General features: G+C 51.8%; 11 protein-coding genes and 11 tRNA genes. 21 read left to right on the top strand and 1 reads right to left on the bottom strand.

Features of this window, described 5'->3' with window-relative positions; translation table 11 throughout:
• Positions 1 to 215: 215 nt before the first annotated feature.
• The 4 genes from ACO0LC_RS02145 (at position 216) to ACO0LC_RS02130 (ending at position 7248) form a co-directional block, all read left to right on the top strand.
• Complete coding sequence (locus ACO0LC_RS02145) at positions 216 to 2816, top strand: TonB-dependent receptor (protein ID WP_423000137.1); 2601 nt, start codon at positions 216 to 218, stop codon at positions 2814 to 2816.
• A gap of 158 nt (positions 2817 to 2974) precedes the next feature.
• Positions 2975 to 4333, top strand: a complete 1359-nt coding sequence (locus tag ACO0LC_RS02140; protein WP_423000135.1) for a sugar MFS transporter — start codon at positions 2975 to 2977, stop codon at positions 4331 to 4333.
• A 608-nt stretch (positions 4334 to 4941) separates the two neighbouring features.
• Positions 4942 to 6096, top strand: coding sequence for an SPFH domain-containing protein (locus ACO0LC_RS02135; protein ID WP_423000133.1), 1155 nt, complete (start codon positions 4942 to 4944; stop codon positions 6094 to 6096).
• A gap of 69 nt (positions 6097 to 6165) precedes the next feature.
• Positions 6166 to 7248 carry a hypothetical protein gene (locus ACO0LC_RS02130; protein WP_423000131.1) on the top strand — a complete coding sequence of 361 codons (1083 nt, stop codon included), beginning with the start codon at positions 6166 to 6168 and terminating at the stop codon, positions 7246 to 7248.
• Between the two features lie 128 nt (positions 7249 to 7376).
• Here the strand turns inward: ACO0LC_RS02130 and ACO0LC_RS02125 are convergent, their stop codons facing one another.
• Positions 7377 to 8084, bottom strand: coding sequence for a YceH family protein (locus ACO0LC_RS02125; protein WP_423000130.1), 708 nt, complete (start codon positions 8082 to 8084; stop codon positions 7377 to 7379).
• A 211-nt stretch (positions 8085 to 8295) separates the two neighbouring features.
• Here ACO0LC_RS02125 and ACO0LC_RS02120 point away from each other — a divergent pair, with 211 nt between their 5' ends.
• The 17 genes from ACO0LC_RS02120 (at position 8296) to ACO0LC_RS02040 (ending at position 18493) form a co-directional block, all read left to right on the top strand.
• On the top strand, positions 8296 to 9099 hold the full coding sequence (locus ACO0LC_RS02120) for a hypothetical protein (RefSeq protein WP_423000128.1): 804 nt from the start codon (positions 8296 to 8298) through the stop codon (positions 9097 to 9099).
• A gap of 101 nt (positions 9100 to 9200) precedes the next feature.
• The gene (locus tag ACO0LC_RS02115; protein WP_423000126.1) at positions 9201 to 13493 is read left to right on the top strand and encodes an MG2 domain-containing protein; all 4293 of its coding nucleotides are present in this window, start codon (positions 9201 to 9203) and stop codon (positions 13491 to 13493) included.
• Positions 13457 to 14230, top strand: coding sequence for a sigma-70 family RNA polymerase sigma factor (locus ACO0LC_RS02110; RefSeq protein WP_423000124.1), 774 nt, complete (start codon positions 13457 to 13459; stop codon positions 14228 to 14230). The genes ACO0LC_RS02115 and ACO0LC_RS02110 overlap by 37 nt, the downstream gene beginning before the upstream one ends.
• Entirely contained in the window at positions 14227 to 15462 is a 1236-nt protein-coding gene (locus ACO0LC_RS02105; protein WP_423000122.1) for a hypothetical protein, read from the top strand. The genes ACO0LC_RS02110 and ACO0LC_RS02105 overlap by 4 nt, the downstream gene beginning before the upstream one ends.
• A 160-nt stretch (positions 15463 to 15622) precedes the next feature.
• Positions 15623 to 15925 carry a high-potential iron-sulfur protein gene (locus tag ACO0LC_RS02100; protein ID WP_423000120.1) on the top strand — a complete coding sequence of 101 codons (303 nt, stop codon included), beginning with the start codon at positions 15623 to 15625 and terminating at the stop codon, positions 15923 to 15925.
• Positions 15926 to 16110: 185 nt separating this feature from the next.
• Positions 16111 to 16374 (top strand): hypothetical protein, encoded by a 264-nt coding sequence (locus ACO0LC_RS02095; RefSeq protein WP_423000118.1) that lies wholly within the window; start codon positions 16111 to 16113, stop codon positions 16372 to 16374.
• A gap of 428 nt (positions 16375 to 16802) precedes the next feature.
• A tRNA-Tyr gene (locus ACO0LC_RS02090) sits at positions 16803 to 16887 on the top strand.
• Positions 16888 to 17028: 141 nt separating this feature from the next.
• Positions 17029 to 17104 (top strand) — tRNA-Ala (locus ACO0LC_RS02085).
• Between the two features lie 77 nt (positions 17105 to 17181).
• Positions 17182 to 17255: transfer RNA gene (locus ACO0LC_RS02080), tRNA-Lys, on the top strand.
• 285 nt (positions 17256 to 17540) lie between these two features.
• A tRNA-Asn gene (locus ACO0LC_RS02075) sits at positions 17541 to 17616 on the top strand.
• Positions 17617 to 17620: 4 nt separating this feature from the next.
• Positions 17621 to 17695, top strand: a tRNA-Ile gene (locus ACO0LC_RS02070).
• Between the two features lie 10 nt (positions 17696 to 17705).
• Positions 17706 to 17782 (top strand) — tRNA-Ile (locus tag ACO0LC_RS02065).
• A 208-nt stretch (positions 17783 to 17990) separates the two neighbouring features.
• A tRNA-Trp gene (locus ACO0LC_RS02060) sits at positions 17991 to 18066 on the top strand.
• A gap of 9 nt (positions 18067 to 18075) precedes the next feature.
• Positions 18076 to 18151: transfer RNA gene (locus tag ACO0LC_RS02055), tRNA-Arg, on the top strand.
• 77 nt (positions 18152 to 18228) lie between these two features.
• Positions 18229 to 18317 (top strand) — tRNA-Ser (locus ACO0LC_RS02050).
• 6 nt (positions 18318 to 18323) lie between these two features.
• Positions 18324 to 18400, top strand: a tRNA-Thr gene (locus tag ACO0LC_RS02045).
• Between the two features lie 5 nt (positions 18401 to 18405).
• Positions 18406 to 18493 (top strand) — tRNA-Ser (locus tag ACO0LC_RS02040).
• Positions 18494 to 18499: the final 6 nt, after the last annotated feature.

Genomic DNA, 18499 nt, shown 5'->3' with positions numbered 1-18499 from the left:
GTAGTCTGCATGGTCTGGATATCAGCTTCCTTTGAACTGCAAAAATGAAGAATCAGATTTTCAAAGGGAGATGCTTGAATGAAGAAAAGCAAAAAGAGTTTAATGAGAATTATTTTTTACCTCGCTTGCTGTGGTCCATAGAGAGGTCAAAATTGTTGCGTTAAAAATAGATGTGATCTTAATACTAATGAATAAAATAACTGAAGGAGACTTAGATGAGCACACCCGTATTCAAGAAAAAAGTATTACCGCAATTAATAGCACTGGTACTCGGCACCACCGCATTTGATATAGTCTATGCGGCAGATGAAGCAACACCAGACAAGCCAGGATCACAAGTGGTAGAAGTACGCGGCATACGCGATACCCTGAAAAAAAACCTGGCTGGCAAACGCGATTCACAAAATATCGTTGACACCGTCAACTCAGAAGACCTGGGTAAATTCCCGGATAAGAACGTCGCCGATTCCCTGCAACGCGTGCCCGGCATTTCGGTAGACCGCACCTGGGGTGAAGGCCGTGACATCTTCGTACGCGGCACCGACAAAAGCCTCAACATGACGCAGTTGAATGGCCAGTCTGTTGCCTCTGCCTACTGGTGGAAAAATGATTCCCAAAGCCGTGGCTTTAACTATGACATCCTGCCTTCTGAACTGGTCGGCAGTCTTGATGTCTACAAGAGCCCATCGGCAGACCTGGATGAAGGCAGCATAGGTGGACTGGTCAATGTCAAAACCCGCAAACCCCTGCAGTTCAAGGCGCCACTGACTGGACAGTTCTCGCTGGAAGCGACTTATTCTGACTTGCCCAAGAAGACAGACCCGCAAGTCTCTGGTCTGGTGAACTGGAAAAATGATGAAAATACTATGGGCATCTTGCTGTCCCTGAGCAAACAAAAACGCACCATGCGTCGCGATGGCCTGGAGAATTTTACTGATTCCACCAAGTACACCATCGTCGATCAAAATAATGTATCAACGCCAAACGCTTATGCATCCTGGGGTGGTGGTTCAGCGATTTTCCGTCAGGACCGTGAACGCACGACTGGCAATGTCACTCTGCAAATCAAGCCTAACCGTGACAGTGATGTCTCTCTGAATTACATCAATTCAGACATGAACATGGACAATAGTAACCAGAACTACTTGTGGCAGATCGGTGGGCTGGCAGACAAGAACCACGTCATCAATATCACCAATCCACGTTTCATCACGACATCTGACGGCACCAAGGCCGTGGTCGGCGGTACCGTAGGCCCAACGACCGGCGTCTCGTTTGAACCTATCTATCGCGAAGCCTATATCAAATCCAAAGTGCTGGACCTGGAAGGCAACTATGAAGGCGATGGCTGGAAACTGCATGGACAGTTAGGTTCCACTGCTGCACAAGGTGGTAGCACGCATGACCGCAATTTCTGGTTCACTGGCAATACCCGCGCCACCATCAATATCGCACCGGATACGTATCAAGTGTCTTATCTCGACATGAGCCCGCTGGATCCGACCAAGCTCACACTGCAAAATGCACGTGACTGGGTACGCAAGATGGAAAGCAAGGAGAATTATGTACAGGGTGACATGACGCTGGACCTGACTGGCTCCTTCATCAAGGATATCAAATTCGGTTTGAAATACCGTGACAATACTGTGCAAAACCATCGCACCATAGGTACGGTAGGCCCAGACAGCCCGGGCTGGCAATCTTTCAGCCTGGCTGATTTGTCGACTGGCCCCTCACCACTGTTGAGTCAGGCGGCAGCCAATGCAGGCTCTTTGACGCAATACGCCTGGGTCAACGATGCACTGGCTACGAGCAAAGGTTTTGCCATGTATGACAAGGGCATGGTTTATAACGAAGCCAAGGGTGAGTATTACAAGATACAGGAAAAAATCACAGCCGCTTATGTCAAGGCCGATTATGCGGTCGACAAATGGCGTGGTGACTTTGGTGTGCGCCTCGTCAAAACTGAGCAAAGTTCTGAAGCCTATCAAAATCCAAATGGCATCTACAACCTGGTCAGCACCACCCGTACCTATAATGATGTCTTGCCTAGCCTGAACGTGGTGTATGACTGGCGCAAAGATTTAATCGTACGTGGTGCCATAGCCCGCGTGATGGCCCGCAACACTTATAGCGATCTCAGCGCCAGTACTGAAGTCAGCGGTACCACCAATGCAGCCACTGCCGGTAACCCTTTACTGAAACCTTACCATGCCGACCAGGCCGAAATAGGTGCAGAATGGTATTTCGCTGATGCATCGATGTTGTCTGCGACCTTGTTCACCAAACGTCTCGATACCTTTATCTATACCTCGACTTCGCAAGAAAATGTCGGTGGCGTAACCCGCCCGGTAACACGTCCCTATAATGCCGACAATGGTGCTGTCATCAATGGTCTTGAGCTGCAGTGGCAGCAGGCATTTGGCAATGGTTTTGGTGCCATCGTCAACTACACATTTACTGATGCCAAGGCAGGCTCTATCGCCGGTGGGCAGAAACTGAACGTCATCGGCAATTCCCGCAATCAGTTGAATGCCAGTGGTTATTATGAAAAGAACGGTATCAGCTTCCGTGTCTCGTATAACTATCGTTCCAAGTCCTACGGCGGCCTGGATGAAGGTGGCCAGGATGTCACCAGCGCCTATGGCCAATGGGATGCCACGGCCAACTGGGATATCACACCCAAGATCAGCCTGTTCGCCACTGCAGTCAACCTGACCAATTCTGTGATACGCACGAATACCACCGATGGCTTGCCAGTCGGCGTGTATGAAAACGGTGCACGTTATAGCGTAGGTGTCAGAGCCAAGTTCTGATCTGCACCTTGATGGCCCGGAGTGATACAGGCCAGTAGCAAAAAGCCTCCCCTGATGACACTGTGGGGGAGGCTTTTTTGCAATAAGTAGCAGCCAGGACTGAGATAGTCCATCAGCTCAGCATCAAATGACCACTTTACATATGTTTGGAATACCTCATGAATAACAATGATCAGGCAAGGGGGTCAACAAAGGACGTGGTCGTCGCCATGTTCTTTATCAGCCTCTTGTTTTTTATCCTCGGCTTTGCCACCTGGCTCAATGGCTCGCTGATCCCATTCTTGAAAATAGTCTGCGACCTGAATAACTTCCAGGCCCTATGGGTGACGTTTGCGTTTTATATCGCCTACACCGTCATGGCCCTGCCATCTGCCGCCATACTCAGCCGCACCGGCTACAAAAATGGTATGACGCTAGGCCTGGGCATCATGGCAATCGGTGCCCTGCTGTTTATCCCGGCAGCCAAATCCAGTTATTACGGCCTGTTCTTGCTGGCCCTGTTCACCCTGGCCACCGGCATGACGCTGATGCAGACAGCCATCAACCCCTACATCGTTTGCATAGGCTCACGCGAGAGCGCTGCCATGCGTATCAGCATCATGGGCTTGTTCAACAAGGGCGCTGGCATCGTCGTGCCACTGGTGTTTTCTGCACTGATCTTGTCTGGTATAGAGCAATATTCTGATACTGCCCTGGCAGCACTCGACCATGCTGGCCGCCTTGCCTTGCGTAGCGAACTGTCAGCACGCCTGGTCTACCCCTATGCCATCATGGCGGGCGGCTTGCTTTTAGTCATGGGCATCGTGCATTTTTCTTCCCTGCCAGAATTGCAGGCAGAAGAAGAAAAGAACCAGCCAGAAGTCACGAAATGGGGTGTGCTGCAATACCCGCAACTGGTACTGGGCGCACTTTCCCTATTCGCCTATGTCGGCGTTGAAGTCATTGCCGGTGACACCATAGGCCTGTATGGGCGTAACCTGGGTGTCAGCAACTATGCCGTGCTGACTTCCTACACCATGGGTTTCATGGTGCTGGGTTACCTGCTGGGTGCCACCACCATCCCCAGGCTCATGACTCAAAAAGCCGCCCTGCTATTCTCTGCCGTCAGCGGCCTGCTATTCACCGTTGGCGTCGCTACCAGCTCAGCCACCGACACCGGCATTGCCCAGGCAATCATAGGCTGGGCAGGCGTGCCCGTCGTGCCCAACACCGTTTTCTTCCTCGCCATGCTGGGCCTGGCCAACGCCCTGGTCTGGCCAGCCATCTGGCCGCTGGCCCTGCAAGGCCTGGGAAAATACACCGCCGCCGGTTCCGCCCTGCTCATCATGGGCATCGCCGGTGGCGCGCTACTGCCCATGCTCTACGGCAAATTCTCAGACGCAGGCAATTCCCAAACCGCCTACTGGGTCATGCTGCCCTGCTACCTGTTGATCTTCATGTATGCGGTGAAGGGGCATACGTTGAGGAGTTGGGGAGCCGGTGCAGGGAGATTGGAGAGAGTGGATCAGGCGGGGTAAGTTAATACCTGATCGCCCTTAACTCACTAGCCTTATCCTTGCCATGACGAGGATAAGGCTTAATCAAAAATCAATATCTGACGGAATCATTTGCACAAAAAATAAGTCTGAGCCAACACCGTAATCAGTATATTTATATTGGAAAGCTAGCTTATTTAATCGTAATCTATATAAAACCAATGGATTTCTCTTTTCTCATATCTGATGAGATTTGCGTAGAGCTCGTCGAACAGATATCTATGACGCTTGCTGTAGAGCATCCTCTTAGAAAGATTAGCACAACGTGTAGGAAAAACAGTATATCCTCGCTTTAAATCCAGGAACACTTCTGAAACTCGAAGAAATCTACCAAATTCTTTGCCATCAAAAATCAAATTTTTTTGCCAATTGTTTTAATAAGCTCTTTGTATAGGCATTTACAAACGCTTACAACACAATTTCCCTTCCTCTACCCTTGTGATAATGTACCAATTCAGCAATACTTCGTCTACGCCGAATGTGCTGGTGAAATTCAGTCACTTAAGCCTATTCGCCGAATAGCTGTTGGCCGCTATCAATAGAATTGCCTGCCAGCATCCTACAAGAATTTTGTTTTTTTGGAGAACACTATGGGTCTGTGGAATAAGCTCAGCAATGAATTTATCGATATCGTCGAATGGCTGGATGACAGTCCCGATGTGATGGTGCATCGCTTTGAGCGCTATCAGAATGAAATCAAGATGGGTGCCAAGCTGACGGTGCGCGAGGGGCAGATTGCCATCATGGTCAATGAAGGCCAGATGGGCAAGGGCCAGGTGGCGGATGTGTTTACGCCGGGCATGTATGAGCTGTCGACCGAGAACATGCCTTTGCTGAGTACGCTCAAGGGTTGGAAATATGGCTTTAACAGCCCTTTCAAGGCTGAAGTGTATTTCTTCAAGACTACCCGCTTTACCAATATGAAGTGGGGCACGGCTGGGCCTGCCACCATGCGCGACCCTGAATTTGGCGTGGTGCGTGTGACTGCCTTTGGTATCTATGGCATACGCATCGTGGATGCCAAGGCCATGCTGTCTGAGCTGGTCGGTACCAAGGCTGATTTTACGACAGCGGATATAGAAGAAAACCTGCGCGGCAAGATAGGCATGCGCATCAAGGAAGTCATGCCTGAAATTGGCGTGCCTGTCATCGACCTGGAAGCCAAGGTCACTGAAGTGGGCAAGCGCATACAGGAAAAAATTGCTGCTGACTTTGCCCAATATGGTCTGGAACTGTGCGAAGTGCAGGTGCAGGACATAGGTTTGCCGGAAGAAGTGGAAAAAGCCATCGATCAGCAAGGTGCGATGCGCGTGATCGGCAATATGAACCAGTTCGCCCAGTACCAGGGTGCACAGGCTTTGCGTGATGCCGCGCAAAACCCGGGCATGGCCGGTGCCATGATGGGTGTAGGCGTGGGTGGTATGTTGAGCCAGAGCATGGGCACGATGTTTGGCAATAATCCGCAACCTGCGGCAGCGCCTGCTGCAGCTCCAGCATCTGCACCAGCAGCAGGCGGTGGTATGCCACCACCTTTGCCGACAGCAGTCGCTTATTTTGTCGCGCAAAATGGTGCACAGACCGGGCCGTTTGATCTGGGTTTGTTGCAATCGCATGTGGGCAATGGCAGTTTGACGCGTGATAGCCTGGTATGGCGTCAGGGCATGGCGGCCTGGGGCAAGGCGGGTGAACAGGCTGACTTGTCTGGCTTGTTTGCAGCGATGCCACCACCGCTGCCACCGCAATAAACTCCTGCTCTGATACAGCGTCGCAACTGATGGTTGCGGCGCTTTCTATTTTGTTTTGGAATCATCAAAGTGACGACAAAAAACTATCCCTGCAAATCCTGTGGTGCCAAACTCGAATATGCGCCTGGCCAGCACGCCCTACAATGCCCGTATTGCGGCGCCAAGAATGATATCCCTGAAGACAAGGAAGCCACGGTCGCAGCGGTAGAAGAGCTGGATTATCAGGCTTACCTGGCAGAACAGGCTGGCAATGAACCCATGCTCGCCAGCCAGCATGTGAAATGCACAGGCTGCGGGGCAGAGTCGCAACTGGCGGCCAATCTAGTGTCTGACCGTTGCCCGTTTTGCGCGGTGCCGCTGATTGCCGCGAATGCTTATTCTGCACGCAAGATCAAACCGAAGGCGATTGCCCCATTTGATATCAAGGAATCAGAGGCGCGCAGCAAGTTTGCCAACTGGATTACCGGCCTGTGGTTCGCCCCCAATGCGCTGAAGCAGGCTTACCGGGCCGAGCGCGGCCTCAAGGGCATCTACACCCCTTACTGGACTTATGATGCCGACAGCGACACTACCTATCAGGGCCAGCGCGGTGTCGATTACACGGTGACAGAAAACTATACTGAAAACGGCGAAACCAAGAGCCGCCAGGTGACGCGTACCAACTGGTACCCGGCAGTGGGCGCGGTACAGGTATCATTTGATGATGTACTGGTCGTAGGCTCAAAAACCCTGCCGACTGCGTATGCAGAAAACCTTGCGCCATGGCGCCTGGAAAAACTGCAGGGTTATCGTGATGATTATGTATCCGGCTTCACGGTAGAGGCTTATCAGGTGGGACTGGAACCCGGCTTTGTCGATGCCCAGGGCAAGATGGAAGGCGAAATCCGCGATGCCATCTGCCGCGATATCGGCGGCGACCACCAGCGCATCATTGCGATGCAGCCGCGCTATTCAAATATCAGCTTCAAGCATATCTTGCTGCCTATCTGGCTATCGTCTTATAAATATGGCGACAAAACTTACCGTTTCCTGGTGAATGGCCAGACTGGCCAGGTACAGGGTGAACGTCCGTATTCAGCGTGGAAAATTGCTGGGGCGGTGTTGCTGGCCATCGCTGTCGTCGTCGTGATTGTGATGCTCAATCACAAATAATCGAGTGAAGGGCAAGATCTATCAACACAGAGACACTGAGCTTGTACAGAGAGTTCATCAAAGAATTTTCTCTGTGCCCCCTCTGTGTCTCCATGTCTCTGTGGTGAGCTTTTTGGTCTTACAGCTATCTATTCAAACTGCTTCCTAAACTCCGCAAACTGCGCACTCAAATCACTGACCTGCTGCTTGAGTTGGGCGACTTCTGCTTCCAGCTGACTGACCCTGTCATTTTTTGAAGCGCCGCCGCCGGAAAAACCAGTGGCTTCTGCTTGATCCAGGCTGGCTTCATCACAGGACAGCAAGTGAGCGTAGCGCGGTTCCTTGGTGCCTGGTGTCAGGTTCAAACGGGCGACCAGGGGTGGGTATTTGTCCATCAGGTAGTCCAGGCATTTTTCTACGTCTGCGACACTGGCAAATTCATGCAGGCGGCCAACGCGGGCGCGGATTTCGCCTGCGGTCTGGAAACCGCGCAGCATGAGTATGGTCAGCACGGCCACTTTGGGCTGGTCCAGCATCCATTTGATGCGCATGCGGTGTTCATACTTGGCAACGCGGGCACCGGCCTGGTGGATGGCGTTGACCAGTTTTTTGGTGGCCAGCCTGTCTATGGCTTCCAGCACCTCAGACTCAGTCACAGACATGACGGGGTCGCGACTGGTGAGCTGGTTGCAGGCATTGACGAGGGTGTTCAATGACAGCGGATAATTGTCAGGGGTGGCGGCTTCTTTTTCTGCCAGCACGCCGAGGACGCGTACTTCTACTGCATCGAGGTATTGTGCATCTGCTGCCGTGCTGGCAGTTGTACTGCCTGATTCGCTGGTGTTTTCTGTGTTCATGGCTGTTCCTGAGATGATTGCTGCGAGCAATTTAGGTAACTTAAGCTCGCCTTAGCTTCATATTATCCCTAAAAATTGAAAATGTGACACTAGATGACGAGAACACAGCCATCTATTCAATTATTTTTTAAAAATCTTAACCCCTTTTGTTTTGCTGCTCCGTTTAATGAGTATGAAGCTCGTTTTTATGTAGAACAATATGGAGAAGAAAATGAATAAATGGACATCTTTACTCGCAGCCCTGGTACTGGGGACTATGGGAGCGATGAGCACAATCGCACATGCAGGCCAGCTTGCTGGCGTCAGTATCATCAATCAAAGCACGGGGGAAAGGCTGCCCATATGGCGTCATCAAGGCAATAATTATGTGGCAGGCAAGCCCGGTGAGCGTTATGCGGTAGAAATCACCAACAAGACTGGCGGGCGTATTTTGTCTGTCTTGTCCGTCGACGGCGTCAATGTATTGACGGGTGCCACGGCGTCGCCCCAGCAATCAGGCTATGTATTGGCGGGACAGCAGCCGGTAGAGGTAAAAGGCTGGCGTAAGAATATGGATGAAGTGGCGGCTTTCTACTTCACCCAGTTGCCTGATTCGTATGCGGCCCGCACGGGCAGGCCAGACAATGTAGGCGTCATCGGTGTTGCGCTGTTCAGGGAATACAGGGAGCCTGCGCCTCTAGAGCCCTGGTATTCACGCCGGGCTGAATCTGCCGCCCCTGCGCCTGCCCCTGTGACCTCTACCCCACCTTCTGCTGAAGCGATGGGCAGTCTGGCAAAAAGCAAGTCTGACATGGCAGAAAAGTCCATGGATGCCAGGATAGGCACGGGCCATGGTGAACGCATAGACAGCAGCGTCAGGAATACCGATTTCCGCCGCGCCAGCCAGCAGCCTGAAGAGATCATCAGCATCCAGTATGACACTTATGCCCATCTGGTAGCACGCGGCATCATCCCGCGTAGCCGCCATCAGGATGCCAATCCCTTCCCCGGCGGTTTTGTGCCTGACCCGAATTAAATCCCGGCTTAATAAAAATCAACAAAACGCAATGACTTGCAAGGCCGCTTGGGGGTTTCCCCAGGCCCTCGTTCAAACTAAAAATACAGGAATTATCAATCATGAAAAAAACTGGCCACTACTTTAAAGCGCCGATCTTGTGTCCCTTGCTGCTGCTGATGCTGGGCGGCTGCCAGTTCGGTGACGTTGCAGAAACCGTGACTACCACTGGGGACGTGATGCTCAACCCGCAAGCGGATGCCACGACTTCAAGACAAACTGGCGACAATAAAAACAAGGCCCTGGCATCCCAGGACGGGCAAAAGCCAGTACTGGCCGCGGTCGCGGCGGAACCTGCACCTGCTGCCTCAGCCAGGATCAAACAAGTGCGCGCAGAAGAATTGCCTGCCCTGATCAATAGTTATTTCGACACGCATGAGGGCCGTAACCTGTATATACAGGTCAACAAGCCTTTGTACAAACCGGGAGAAACCATCTGGTTCAAAAGCTGGGACTTGAAAACCCGCAATTTAACGGGTGCCGCAATAGAACAGGCCACGGTGGAATTGATTTCACCTAAAGGTGCCAGCGTAAGTAAGAAGCGTTTGCGTGTTGATACAGGCAGTGCGGCCAATGATTTTGAATTGCCTGCTGAAGCGCAAGGCGGTGAGTACAAGATACGCATAACAACCGGCGATGGCAAGCAACTGGAGCGCGCCATCATCGTGTCTGCATTTGAAGCACCACGCGTGAAGAAAACCCTGGAATTCGTCAAAAAATCTTATGGCGCAGGTGAACAGGTCAGCGCCATGATCGCCGTCAAACGACCTACTGGCGAGATATTGTCAGGCAAACGCCTGGTCGCCGTAGCCACTGTAGATGGTATGGAGTTACCCCGCGTGAATGTCACCACCGATACCACGGGTGAAGCATTGGTGAAATTTGATTTACCCAAGAACATCCGCACAGGTGATGGCTTGTTGACGATCTTGGTAGAAGATGGCGGGGTCACTGAATCGATTTCAAAATCCATACCCATCCTGCAAAACAAACTGGCGCTGTCTTTCTTCCCTGAGGGTGGCAAGATGGTGGCGGGCTTGCCTACTCGCTTGTATTTTGAAGCCAAAACCAGCCTGGGAAAACCGGCAGATACCGAGGGTAAGCTGATCGATGACCTGGGTAATACAGTCGCCAAATTCAGCACCTATAAAAATGGCCTGGGCCGTGTGGCGTTTACGCCAGCTACAGGTCGCACTTATCATGCAGAAATCAGCAAGCCCAGTACTGTCACTGAGCGTTATGCTTTACCGCTGGCAGAAGAAGCAGGCTGTGTCATGCGCAGCTATGATGATCTGGATGGACAAGAAAAAGCCTTGCGCGTCGCCGTGCAATGCAGCACCACGCAACAAGTCGTGGTCGCTGCCACCGTGCGTGACAAATTATTGGATGCGGGCAGTATCGAGGCTGGCCCAGCCAAACCGGCAGTCATCTATTTAAAGGCCAAAGACCCTGCCACGACGACGACCGCTGGCATCGCCCGCGTCACCCTGTTTAACCAGAACCTGAATCCACTGGCGGAGCGCCTGGTATTCCGCAATCGCCGCAACCGGCTTGAGATCAAGGTAGAACAAGATAAAAAAGCCTATGTGCCACGCGGTGAAGTTGCCCTGAACATCAGCACCAGAGATAGCAGCGGCAATGCGGTACCGGCAGAACTGGCGCTGTCTGTAGTCGATGACACGGTGCTGTCGTTTGCCGACGACAAGAGCGCCAATATGCTATCGCGCCTGCTGCTGGAAAGTGAATTGCCCGGCAAGATAGAAGAACCTAATTTTTATACCGATCTGGGTGAAGACAAGAGCGCCATGGCACTGGATATGCTGATGGGCACGCGTGGCTATAGACGCTTTGACTGGGTGCAGGTTACTAACCCGATTCAGCATATCACTATTACTGGTAGCAATATCCGCCGGCAAAATGCCAATGCGGCACCAGCCAATCCTGTCCCTTTTATGAAACCCGAGCCGTTGGTGTTGCCAATGGCAGCACCTGCTCCGGTTGCCGCACAAGAATTGAAAAAAATGGTTGTAGCTGAAGCACCATCAGTACCGCAAAAACCTGCCATGGCGAAAATGAAAGAAAAATTTGTTGCGGGCAATGTCATCGCCGCGGCCCCTCCGCAGGTGGAAGCACAATATTTTCCAACACCCCCTATGGCTGACAAAGATTTCGCCCGTGCTGAAGCGAGAATGGAGGCCAGGCCAGTCATGATGGAACAGGCCTGGGCAACAGTGCGGGTATTCCCGGTTCCTGCCTATACGCCTGATTATGCCGGGCCGCGCGATGATTACCGCGACACGGTGCTGTGGGCACCTTCGGTAAAAACCGACAAGCATGGCAAGGCGACCTTGAAGCTGGCCTTGTCGGATGCAGTCACGTCTTTCCGTGTCACGGCAGAAGGTGTCGGTGGCGGGCAAGCCGGGCATAGTGAAAACATCCTCAAATCATCCTTGCCATTTTCTTTGTCGGCCAAACTGCCGCTGGAAATATCAGCAGGGGACAAGCCGCTGATCCCCGTCACCCTGAGCAATGAAAGTGAACAGGCTGTCAAGGTCACACTCAACAGCGATTTTGGCAAGCTTTTGAAAACCAATGGCAGCAAGGATAAAGTCGATGCTATCGCTGCGGGCCAGCGCAAGAGCCTGTTTATCCCGATTGAAGTCACGGGTACTCAGGGTTTATCGCAGGTGCAATTGTCGGCAACTGCATCAGGCTTGAAAGATGAAATCTTGCGCAGCATACCCGTGGTCGCACCTGGCTTTCCGCAATTGCTGGAAAAGTCAGGGCAAATCAAGGGACAGGTCACGCATGATATTGATCTCAGCAAAGCCAATAAAGGTAGCGTGCAGACTTCGATCAGGGTGTATACCTCACCGCTCGCTACCATGGTATCTGGCCTGGAAGGCATGTTGCGCGAACCGTCTGGCTGTTTCGAGCAAACTTCATCAACCAATTATCCTAACGTCATGATCATGCAATACCTGAAGCAGCATGATGTGGCCGATAGTGCCTTGCTGGAACGCACCAGCAAATTGCTGGACAACGGCTACAAGAAACTGGCTGGCTTTGAATCACCGAAAAAAGGTTATGAATGGTTTGGCGGTGACCCCGGCCATGAAGCGCTGACTGCCTATGGCTTGCTGGAATTTGCCGATATGAAGAATATCTACGGTTCCGTCGACACTGCCATGCTGGCACGCACTGGAGCCTGGTTGAAAGCCAGACGTGATGGCAACGGTGGTTACCAGCGTGATGCCAAGGCGCTCGATAGTTTTGGTCGTGCTGCGCCAGAAGTCACTGATGCCTACATCACCTGGGCCTTGGTCAGCGCTGGTGAAACTGGGCTGGACAAGGAAATAGGCAAATCCGCCAAGCTGGCCGAAACCACGCAAGATGCCTATCAACTGGCACTGGCAAGTGGCACCATGCTGGCCCCCTCTGCAAAAGCAACAGTATCAGAGAAAGCACGGCGCGCTGCGTTGGAGAAACTGGTGGGCATGCAAAACGCCAACGGTTCCTGGACGAATGCAGATCATTCCATCACCCACAGCGGTGGCAGCAATCTGCATATAGAAACCACGTCGCTGGCGGTGCTGGCCATGCTCAAAGCAGATGGCCATCTGGAGCAGGCACGCAAGGGCATCACCTGGTTACAGGCCAACCGCAGCGGCTTTGGTCAATGGGGTGCGACCCAGGCCACTGTGCTGGCTTTGAAGGCAATGATCGCCTTTGACGAAGCAACCAGGGTTGCCCCCACGGCTGGTAAAGTCAGCCTGATTGTTGATGGTGTCATCGTCAGCGAGAAAAGCTATGAGGCGGGTAAGCGTGAACCTTTGTTGTTCAATGATTTTGAAAATTTGCTGACACCTGGCAAGCACAATATCACGCTCAAAACCAGCGGCGGATCTGCCCTGCCGTATTCCATGGCGATTGAATACCGCAGCAATGAACCGGCCTCATCCAATACCGCCGTCATCAATCTGAGCACCACCCTGGCCAAAGCAGATCTGAAAATGGGTGAAACCGTCAGGCTCGATGCAGTCATCAGCAACAAGACGCAAACTGGCCAGCCCATGAGCCTGGTACGTCTGGGCTTGCCTGGTGGCCTGACTTTCCAGAACTGGCAATTGAAAGAAATGCGTGAAAAAGGACAGATAGCTTTCTATGAAACCCGTGCCCGTGAAGTGATACTGTATTTCCGTGACATGAAGCCAGGCGAAGTGAAAAAGCTGGCAGTAGACTTGGTGGCAACGGTGCCAGGCAGCTATACCGGGCCAGCCTCTTCTGCCTATCTGTACTACAACGATACGGACAAGACGTGGACAACGCCGCTGGCAATACGCATCGCGCCTTAGTACAGGGCAAAGCCTGGCCTGAGCGTTTTTCTGGCAAATTGATTATTGTCAGAAAAACGCTGAAAGCCGCTTGCTTGCGTTACAGTTTTACCTTAACGGTACATGGAAATTATGCTGGTGAGACGGGATTTTCCGTTAAACTAGCGGCCATGACGACCGAACCACAAACAGACGAGGCCTTGATGCTGCTCTATTGCGATGGCGACCTGCTCGCCTTCAAAGAGTTGTATCAGCGCCATCGCCTGGGTTTGTACCGTTTTATAGACTGGCGTTCGCCACGTCAGGAATGGGTGGATGAAATCGTGCAGGATAGCTGGGCGGCCTTGCATGCAGCCAGATCGCAATACACGCCCCTGGCTAGCTTCAAGACCTACTTGTACCAGATCGCCCGCAACCGCCTCATCGATCTGCTGCGTCAGAGAGAAAGCCTGCTCGACGCCGACCCTGAGCAATATGAGCACACGCTGGAAAGTACACAAGAATCCACACCGCTGACCAGGTCACCAGAAAAAAAACTGGAAAAAAAACAGCAGGCTGACCGCTTGCATGAAGCCATCAGGAGCCTGCCCAGCGAACAAAAAGAAGCGCTGGTCTTGCAGCAATTTAATGGCCTGAGCCTGGAAGAAATTGCCACCATTACCGCCGTATCAACGGAGACCGTAAAAAGCAGATTACGTTATGCCATGCAAAAATTGCGTGCCGAATTGCATACCCAGACACAGGGGGAGCCAGCATGACATCCAGGAATGACGACATGCAAGATGCTGAGTTTGAGGATTTCCTGCAAGGCAAGGGCAAACTCGCCAGCCTGCTGCAAGATTTGCCGCAGGCACAACCGTCGGCGGAGCTGGATGCGGCTATCATCGCCCAGGCAGAGCGTGCCCTTGCAGCATCCACGCCTGCATTGGCCGTAGCAGCCAATGATGCCATAGGCCCGGAAGGCCACGGCAAACCACCCTCATTTTTATGGCGCTGGAAGTTGCCGCTGAGCCTGGCCGCCAGCATACTGTTTGCTATACCCGTGGTCATGCAATACAAGCAGGAATCTTATACTACAGACCCTGTGACCGTCGCCTCGCCAAATGCACCGATCTCGCAAGAGCAGGAACATTCTGCATTGCCGCAACTTGCCCAGGCAGATTTGGCGAAAGAGACGAAGAGCGCAGAAGCCGCGGCACCTGCAGCAGCCGCGAATGATATCCCCCCTCCAGCCATGGAAGCCAGCAAAGCTAAAGAAAGCCAGGGAGCCACTGACGCCAGACGCACTAGTGTCGCAAAACCACATAGTGAACCCAGGCCAGCTGTTCAGCAAACTGACCCCATAGCAGCCACGGCTGCAGCTCCACCTGTCATGGTGGCCGTTGCACCGGAGCCTGTGAGGGTGACGATTACAGGGTCAAACATACGCAGACAAGATATGTCAGCTGCGGCCCCCGTGCAGTCTATTTCCAGTTCAGCCGCCAGCGAAGAAAAAACGGTTGCGGACAATCAATACGCCAGCAATGCAACAATGCGCGCACCAATGGCGAGCCCCAGCCCTGCCAAAACAGAAGCCTCAGGCATGTTGGCCAAAGTCGGTGAAGCAGAATCCAGGTCGCACGCCGCGATTGCAGCAAAACCAGTAACGACAGCGCCTGAACGCATCATTATTGCCGACGCTACGGGCAAGGCAAAAGCCGATGCCTCCCTGGCAGATAAAAAAGCCGACATGCTGGCCACCGCACCAGCCCAGCCAGTACCACGTATCGCCATGGCTGCTCCCCCTGTTGCGGCTGCACCGCCGCTATCTGCTGCACTGGCACCTGAAACCCGTCTGAGCGCCTCTGACTGGGTACAAAAAATCGAGCAACTTTTGAAAAACCAGCGTAACAAAGAGGCACTGGAAGAATGGCGAAAATTCCGTGTCAGCTATCCAGATTTTGTGGTCGATAAAACTTTGCAAAAACAGATAGACGCGCTGCAAAAATAAAAGCCAGGGCATTTGCAAGCAGTGGCTATGAGGGCGGATGTAAAATGAATGATTCTTCAAGAATACTCATGGCCTTGCGGCAGATCACCTGACGCAAGAATAAGCAAGCGCAAGCACGGACATTACTTAGACATTAAATAGACATTAAATAGACATCAAAATGGACATCAATCAACACCGCCGTATTTTCATCACCCAGGTGGCAGGTGCCTGCCTGACCATATGCACGGCATACAGCTACGCTGCTGACTCCATCCTGAAAGAAGATGACCCGGCAGCCAAACAACATGCCTATCTAGAAGACGCAAGTAAAGTCGACACCAAGCGCTTCCCCGACTTCAAGGACACACAAAAATGTGGCAGCTGCCAGTTATATGAAGACAAGGGCAAGGGCTGGGGTGGCTGTGGCATCTTCCCCGGCAAGCTGGTCAAAGAGAGTGGCTGGTGCGATGTCTGGGGCTGATTTTCATAGCGGAACTCAGTAGGAAATGCACGCGACGCTAGTATCGTAATGCGTACAATATTTGCATGCGTCGCAAAAATACATCATTTATTTGAATAATTTCGTCATGCGATGCTTGTTTTTATAAAAAAGCTGTGGCAAGATACGTACATCAACCAAGCAACACACTCTATTTAGGAATGATCGTGAAAACAACTTTGATACAAGAACTGACAAAAAACTTGCGCAAGACAGCGCGGGCTTTGACGTCGCTTGGCAGAGTTGAAGCAAATGTGAACAGTACATGGCATGCCTATGCAGCTTCGTATCGCACAAGCGAAAATACACGCACAACTAAAGATACAGATAGTGAAATATCCAGTGATGTCAGCACAATTAGTTTTGCGGCCACATGGTTTAGCAACACTAGCATTCGAGGGGAAACCCTGCAGGTCACGGGCGGCAGTTAAAGCCTCCCAAGACCCCAGCGCTGAAAAGCCCGGATGCCTGAAAAGCTCCGGGCTTTTTGATTTTTTGGTGTCGTTTTTTGATTTTAGTTTTTATGGTTTGCATGTTGTATGGCAAGGCCAACCACAGTAGTTAAACCCGCCAACGCGGTCGTGACCGGACAACACCGGATCATGGAAGCTCTTTAACAATTTGGGAAGTTCAACAGTTTTATCCCAAGGGCAGGAACATCTGCTTTTGGGGTAAGGCTGAATACAAGATGCAGTCGAAGGGATGTTAGTTTTTTCTGCCTCATCATGAAAAAAACTTCATATGCGTTTATTGCCGAGGTTTTTTTCATAATGTCTTTGTCTCGTCAAATGACAGCTGATTTTCGTTCAGCTAATGGCGGTTCGATTCCGCTCAAGGACTCCAGTATCAACAGTTTTAAGGATGGTTGCCCGAACGGTAAGGGGTGCGGCTGTAACCCGCAAGCACGCTAGACGTAGGTGGTTCAATTCCATCACCATCCACCATTTTTGTGTCTCAAGCTAAACAGGTGAAAGCGCCGTTTTGAAAAATCGGAGAGCGTGGATCGTTACCACGGGGACGCACCATTTTATTCGCAGTAAATAGCTTGGCATTTTCAAGCCATGTGCAATTGCTTTACAGATTACGGGGGTGTAGCTCAGTTGGGAGAGCGCCTGCTTTGCATGCAGTATGTCGTCGGTTCGATTCCGTCCATCTCCACCATTTTTTTAATTTCGTCACAGGAGTAAATCATGAAGCGAAAGACCAGGCATCGTCAGATGCCAACTTTAACAATCATGCGGGATGTAGCTCAAAGGTAGAGCATTCGGCTTTTAACCGAACGGCGAGAGTTCGATTCTCTCTATCCCGACCAGTAAGAATATCGCTTAAAGCGCAGTCGTTTTAAACGATGTTTTCAGAACTCATTTCATCTATAGGAGGGAGTGCGAACAAGACGATTTGCGATGCAGTGCAAGGCGTGACGCGCAGCTAAGGCGTCCGCCTTTGCAAACGGCGCAACGCAGCAATGCGCCCAAATCGTCAGTTCCCGAAGGGTTTGCCTCATAACGTGTACTGGACTGCCTCGTCCGTCTTGCCAGCCCACGCTATGAGGCAAACGCATCTCACTCCTATAGATGAAATGAGTTCTAAGATCAATTCCCCGATAGCTCAGTTGGCAGAGCGATGCACTGTTAATGCATCTGTCCCTGGTTCGAATCCAGGTCGAGGAGCCATAAGGTCCCTTTAGCTCAGTGGGAGAGCAACCGGCTCATAACCGGTGGGTCGCTGGTTCAAAACCAGCAAGGGGCACCATTTTATTTTTACTTGCATAGCTCAATTGGTCAGAGCGTTGCCTTGATAAGGCAGAGGCTGGTGGTTCAACTCCATCTGCAAGTACCAACACCCTCAACAGGACTTACGAAAAGCGGTTCCAGCAAGGCTATCGCTTTTATGAAACATCCTTTGTAGAGGATGTTCGTTTCGTCGGCAGACAATATATTGTCTGAAACCCCGACTGCACCGTCAACGACGAAGACAGTACTTTAGTACGCGGCTCCTAGGAGAGGAGTTGCAACGCAGCTGGGGCAGCTTTTCGTAAGTCCTGTATATCTCAGTAGCTCAATTGGCAGAGTCGCGGTCTCCAAAACCGAAGGTTGCAGGTTCAAGTCCTGCCTGGGATGCCATTATTTTTTCTCGCCTTAGCTCAGTTGGAAGAGCGCAACAATACGAATGTTGAGGCCGCAGGTTCGACCCCTGCAGGCGGGTCCAGTTTTACCGTTTGATCATATGATCCTCACTACCTCACCAGTGGGATGTGTACACACACATGCGCGGTATTTTTTGAAGGAAGATTCGCATAATGGTATTGCACCGGGTTGCTAACCCGGCGGGTTCTCACGAGCCTATGTGCGTTCGAGTCGCACATCTTCCGCCAGTTTTCGCCGGTTTGGCTCAGTTTGGTAGAGCAACTGATTTGTAATCAGTGGGTCGCGGGTTCGAGTCCTGCAGCCGGCACCAGTCATGGAAGCGTGGCAGAGTGGTCTATTGCACCTGTCTTGAAAACAGGAGGCCTGCAAAGGTCCGTGAGTTCGAATCTCACCGCTTCCTCCACATCAT

This window comes from Undibacterium sp. JH2W, assembly GCF_049340425.1.
Classification (GTDB): domain Bacteria; phylum Pseudomonadota; class Gammaproteobacteria; order Burkholderiales; family Burkholderiaceae_D; genus Undibacterium.
This window is presented reverse-complemented; position numbering and strand designations above follow the sequence as displayed.

Coding starts and splice junctions, on each gene's coding strand:
- ACO0LC_RS02145 (WP_423000137.1), top strand. CDS start 216: ATGAGCACACCCGTATTCAAGAAAAAAGTATTACCGCAATTAATAGCA.
- ACO0LC_RS02140 (WP_423000135.1), top strand. CDS start 2,975: ATGAATAACAATGATCAGGCAAGGGGGTCAACAAAGGACGTGGTCGTC.
- ACO0LC_RS02135 (WP_423000133.1), top strand. CDS start 4,942: ATGGGTCTGTGGAATAAGCTCAGCAATGAATTTATCGATATCGTCGAA.
- ACO0LC_RS02125 (WP_423000130.1), bottom strand. CDS start 8,084: ATGAACACAGAAAACACCAGCGAATCAGGCAGTACAACTGCCAGCACG.
- ACO0LC_RS02120 (WP_423000128.1), top strand. CDS start 8,296: ATGAATAAATGGACATCTTTACTCGCAGCCCTGGTACTGGGGACTATG.
- ACO0LC_RS02115 (WP_423000126.1), top strand. CDS start 9,201: ATGAAAAAAACTGGCCACTACTTTAAAGCGCCGATCTTGTGTCCCTTG.
- ACO0LC_RS02105 (WP_423000122.1), top strand. CDS start 14,227: ATGACATCCAGGAATGACGACATGCAAGATGCTGAGTTTGAGGATTTC.
- ACO0LC_RS02100 (WP_423000120.1), top strand. CDS start 15,623: ATGGACATCAATCAACACCGCCGTATTTTCATCACCCAGGTGGCAGGT.